This is a genomic window from Mesorhizobium sp. M7A.F.Ca.CA.002.09.1.1, from assembly GCF_003998555.1.
Classification (GTDB): Bacteria; Pseudomonadota; Alphaproteobacteria; order Rhizobiales; family Rhizobiaceae; genus Mesorhizobium; species Mesorhizobium ciceri.
This window is the reverse complement of sequence record NZ_RZRR01000733.1, coordinates 1-2,928: the sequence shown is the minus strand read 5'-3', so window position 1 is coordinate 2,928 and position 2,928 is coordinate 1. Positions and strand designations below refer to the sequence as shown.

At 64.1% G+C, this 2,928-nt stretch carries 4 protein-coding genes and 1 pseudogene; 1 reads left to right on the top strand and 4 read right to left on the bottom strand.

The window, feature by feature from the left end:
* The 3 genes from EN994_RS25325 to EN994_RS25315 form a co-directional block, all read right to left on the bottom strand.
* A partial coding sequence (locus tag EN994_RS25325) for an alcohol dehydrogenase catalytic domain-containing protein (protein ID WP_164746171.1) occupies positions 1 to 301 on the bottom strand: 301 nt, incomplete at its 3' end.
* A 118-nt stretch (positions 302 to 419) separates the two neighbouring features.
* Entirely contained in the window at positions 420 to 1,070 is a 651-nt protein-coding gene (gene maiA, locus EN994_RS25320) for a maleylacetoacetate isomerase (protein WP_024503824.1), read from the bottom strand.
* A gap of 4 nt (positions 1,071 to 1,074) precedes the next feature.
* Positions 1,075 to 1,770 carry a fumarylacetoacetate hydrolase family protein gene (locus EN994_RS25315; RefSeq protein ID WP_024503825.1) on the bottom strand — a complete coding sequence of 232 codons (696 nt, stop codon included), beginning with the start codon at positions 1,768 to 1,770 and terminating at the stop codon, positions 1,075 to 1,077.
* Positions 1,771 to 1,945: 175 nt separating this feature from the next.
* Between EN994_RS25315 and EN994_RS25310 the strand changes: the two genes are divergently transcribed.
* The gene (locus EN994_RS25310) at positions 1,946 to 2,629 is read left to right on the top strand and encodes a response regulator transcription factor (protein WP_024503826.1); all 684 of its coding nucleotides are present in this window, start codon (positions 1,946 to 1,948) and stop codon (positions 2,627 to 2,629) included.
* Positions 2,630 to 2,768: 139 nt separating this feature from the next.
* On the opposite strand, the pseudogene proA reads toward EN994_RS25310, so the two are convergent.
* Positions 2,769 to 2,928: pseudogene (gene proA, locus EN994_RS36365) on the bottom strand (gamma-glutamyl-phosphate reductase); the annotation flags it as partial.

Genomic DNA, 2,928 nt, shown 5'->3' with positions numbered 1-2,928 from the left:
GATTGCCCGAATTACACTCGAAGCAGCGGCCGCAGCCGACGGCGAACGGCACTGTGACGCGCTCGCCGGCCTTCCAGCGTGTGACCTGCTTGCCCGCGGCGACGACGATGCCGGCAAGTTCATGGCCCGGCACGTGCGGCAGCGTGATGCCTTCGTCATGACCCATCCAGCCATGCCAGTCGCTGCGGCACAGACCGGTCGCCTCGACCTTGATGACGACGCCATCGGCTGCCGGCTTCGGATCAGGAACGGTCTGGATCCTCGGCGCTTCGCCGAATTTCTCGAAGACGACGGCTTTCATCGGCAACACCACCTTTCACACGGCCTGCGGGAAACGATAGCCGATTCCCTATCCGGTCAAGCGAAAATCGATTCCGCCAGCCATACTGTTCCGGTGCCGACGCTACGCAGATGACGCCTTATTCCGCGTCGATCTGGTTCTGGGGCGCCGCTTTCTGGAAGGCCGGCAGCGCCATGCAGGCGGCGTTGATGCGCGCGATCGTCGGGTAGGGCGTCAGATCGACGCCAAAGCGGGCATTGCTGGCAATCTGTGCGGCGAGGCAGATGTCAGCCAGACCCGGCGCGTCGCCATGGCAGAATGTTCCGGTCTCCGCCGACAAGGCCAGGATCTTTTCAAGCGGCTGAAAGCCCTCGTTCACCCAGTGGCGGAACCAGTTGACGACGTCCTCGTCGCCGGCGCCGAACAGCGTGCGCAGCGAGGTCAGCACGCGCAGATTGTTCACCGGGTGGATGTCGCAGGCGATCATCTGCGCCAGCATTCTGACCCGTGCCCGACCGGCCGCATCCCCTGGCAATAGCGGTGGTTCCGGGCTGGTCTCGTCGAGGAATTCGATGATCGCCAGCGATTGCGTCAGCAGCGTGCCGTCGCCGAGCACCAGCGCCGGCACCAGCCCTTGCGGATTGACCGCGAGATAGGCTGGTTCGAGGTGCTCGCCATGGCGCAGATGATGCGGGATATAGTCGTAGCTCAGCCCCTTCATCTCCAGCGCGATCCGCACCCGGTAGGAGGTGGAGGAGCGATAGTAGTTGTGCAGGACGAGTTTGCTCATGCGCTCACTTCGGCTGGCCGATGGTTATTTCGATGGTGCCGATGCCGTCGACGCCGCCGGTCATCGTGTCGCCGGGGCCAACCGCGCCGACGCCTGCTGGCGTACCGGTGAAGATCAGGTCGCCGGGCTCGAGCTCCATCGCCTCGCTGCAGATCGACACGATATCCGGTATCGGCCAGATCAGTTCGGCGAGGTCGGCATCCTGCCTGACCTTGCCGTTGACGGCGAGCCAGATGCGGCCCTTCTGTGGGTGGCCGGATTCGTGCGCTTGCACCAACGGGCTGCAAGGGGCGGAGCGGTCGAAGGCCTTCGACCAGTCCCAGGGCCGGGCGGCCTTCTTGGCCTCGTCCTGCAGGTCGCGGCGGGTGAGGTCGATGCCGACGCCGTAGCCCCAGACATGGTCCAGCGCCTTGTCGCGGGGAATGCGGAAGCCGGCTTTGCCGATCGCGGCCACCAGTTCGATCTCGTGGTGCAGATTGGCCGTCAGCGGCGGGTAGGGGATAGCGGTGCCGGAATCGACCACCGCGTCGGCCGGCTTGGTGAAGAAGAAGGGCGGATCACGCTCGTCATTGCCGAATTCGCGGGCATGCGCCGCGTAGTTGCGGCCGACGCAGTAGATACGGCGCACCGCAAAACGATCGGACGAGCCGGCAACGGCCACCGATGCGGTTGCGGGCAGGGGAAGGACGAATTCTGTCATCAAGGGTCTCTGCTTGGTTGCCGGAACATTCGACCGATTTGGGGGCCTGGACAAGGCGATTTGGTCGAGAAAGTGCCGGCGGCACTTTCCGCCGGAGATGGCGATATACTATTTGGCAATAATCTGGCCATGGTGGAGAGGTTATTCTAATCGCTCACGAACTGAAATGAACCCCATGACCGCAACCCACGATCGCGCCCGGTTTCTGATCATCGACGACCATCCGCTGTTTCGTGAGGCGCTGCACAGCGCCGTGCAGATGGCCTATCCGGAAGTCGACACGGTGGAGGCGCGCTCGATCACCGAGGCGCTCGATCTTCTGGCCGATGCCAAGCCGTTCGACCTCGCGCTTCTCGACCTCTCGATGCCCGACGTGCACGGTTTTGACGGCCTGCTGCAACTCCGGACCCGCTATCCGCGCCTGCCCGTGGTGATCGTCTCTGGTTACGAGGAGCCGAAGATCATTTCCGAAGCGCTGTCCTATGGCGCTGCCGGCTTCATCCCGAAATCGGCGCGCAAGAGCGACCTCGCCGCAGCCATCCGCTCGGTGATGGAAGGCGCGATCTATGTGCCGGAGACCTACGAAGGCCGGCCGCCGGACGCCGACAGCGCCGACCGCGCCGACATGGTGCAGCGCCTGTCGACGCTAACGCCGCAGCAACTGCGCGTGCTGCAGATGCTGCGCCAGGGCCTGCTCAACAAGCAGATCGCCTACGAGCTGCAGGTGGGAGAGACCACGGTGAAGGCGCATGTCTCGGAGATCCTGCGCAAACTCAATGTCTACAGCCGCACGCAAGCGGTGATCGAGGTGTCGAAGCTGGACAATGCGGAGTTGTTTCGCGATCAGGCTGGGTTTTGAGCTTTTACCCTCCTCCTTGTGGGGAGGGTCGATCCGCGAAGCGGAGCGGGGTAGGGGTATCGCGGAATTCAGCGTCGTCCCCCCACCCGGCTCGCTGTGCTCGCCACCCTCCCCACAAGGGGAAGGGTAAGACCAGCGCTCAAGGTCTCACCTGTCCCGACCCGCGCACACGGTATTTGAACGACGTCAGCTGTTCGACGCCCACCGGTCCGCGCGCATGCATCTTGCCGGTGGCGATGCCGATCTCGGCGCCCATGCCGAATTCGCCGCCGTCGGCGAACTGCGTCGATGCGTTGTGC